Below are 1,185 nucleotides of genomic sequence, written 5' to 3'. Positions count from 1 at the left end.
CACCCCTGCACCTACTCCCTCGTGAACAACAATTGAATGTCGAGATGGACAGCACAGCCAAAGCATACTGGAACCACCTCTCTTCTACCATAACTGCAGCACCCCAACATGCAATCCAAGATGAAGGATGGCAGCTTTGGCAAGGCCCCACCAAGATCATTTTGCCCAACACAAATACGCTCCATCAACTGATTGAAGACCCCAAGACCATCCAGTACTGGACTGACCATGCACGATTCGACCCATCCCAGATAACCAACATCGACTGGGATATCTGCGAAGCCAACATGAAACAGCTTGGCCTCTATAGACGCCGATATGTCACCAAACATGCCTCTGAAAACTGTGGCGTTGGCCAAACCATGGTCAAATGGAAATTCACTGATTCTGATGCCTGTCCCCGATGTGGCGCCAGCGAAGATACCAAACATGTACTGCAATGTCGAATGAGAGGAGCTGCTGAAGTCTGGACCAACGGTTTCGAAACACTCAGCTCTTACATGACCTCAGCCAAGACCATGCCTTCCCTCCAAGAGGCATTACTCCAACGCCTCCGCACCTGGCAAACCCAGCAGCCACTACTTCATGACCCCAACTGGCCCCCTGATGTGCGCCAGGCAATACAAGAGCAAGATGCCATCGGCTGGAAGAACATGATTGAAGGCATCCCCTGCAAGAACTGGCAACTGATACAACAACGATATTATGACTCCATTGGCTCCCCTAAGACCGGCAAACGCTGGCTGTTAGGAGTCCTCAAGCGCCTCAATGACACTGCCTTTGACACCTGGAAACATCGCGATGATATCCTCCATAGGGTAGACAAGACCCACCTACAAGAGGCCAATGCCCTACTGAACACTGAGATCACCCATGAATTCCAGCTTGGTCTCACTGACCTCCCCCGAAAGTTCCACCACTACTTCCACTGGCCACTTGCTTCCATCCTGCAGAAGTCCTCTGCCTACAAAAGAGGTTGGGTGGACAACCTTCAAACCATCCGGGCTTCTGTTTCTCACCCCACTGCCCCCTCTGAGAAACCCCTGACAGAGACCCAATCCCGTCTATTCCGCTGGATGAAGACAGGACGCCTCACTCCCAACTAGCCCCACTGGGCGCGGTTACTACTTATTTCCCTGTTTACTGCCCAGTGTCCTCAAGATACTGTGGCCCCCTTAGCTTTCC

At 52.2% G+C, this 1,185-nt stretch carries 2 protein-coding genes; one reads left to right on the top strand and one right to left on the bottom strand.

All coding sequences use genetic code 11. From position 1 onward, the window contains the following. Positions 1-11: 11 nt before the first annotated feature. Complete coding sequence (locus V6D20_19090; protein HEY9817887.1) at positions 12-431, bottom strand: hypothetical protein; 420 nt, start codon at positions 429-431, stop codon at positions 12-14. Positions 432-500: 69 nt separating this feature from the next. Here V6D20_19090 and V6D20_19085 point away from each other — a divergent pair, with 69 nt between their 5' ends. Next, positions 501-1,106: a hypothetical protein gene (locus V6D20_19085; protein HEY9817886.1), complete on the top strand. Its 606-nt coding sequence runs from the start codon at positions 501-503 to the stop codon at positions 1,104-1,106. Positions 1,107-1,185 lie beyond the last annotated feature (79 nt).

It is taken from the genome of Candidatus Obscuribacterales bacterium, assembly GCA_036703605.1.
Lineage (GTDB): Bacteria > Cyanobacteriota > Cyanobacteriia > RECH01 > RECH01 > RECH01.
This window is presented reverse-complemented; position numbering and strand designations above follow the sequence as displayed.

Excerpts from the sequence above, each read along its gene's own strand:
- V6D20_19090 (HEY9817887.1), bottom strand. The coding sequence starts at position 431 with ATGTTTGGTATCTTCGCTGGCGCCACATCGGGGACAGGCATCAGAATC.
- V6D20_19085 (HEY9817886.1), top strand. The coding sequence starts at position 501 with ATGACCTCAGCCAAGACCATGCCTTCCCTCCAAGAGGCATTACTCCAA.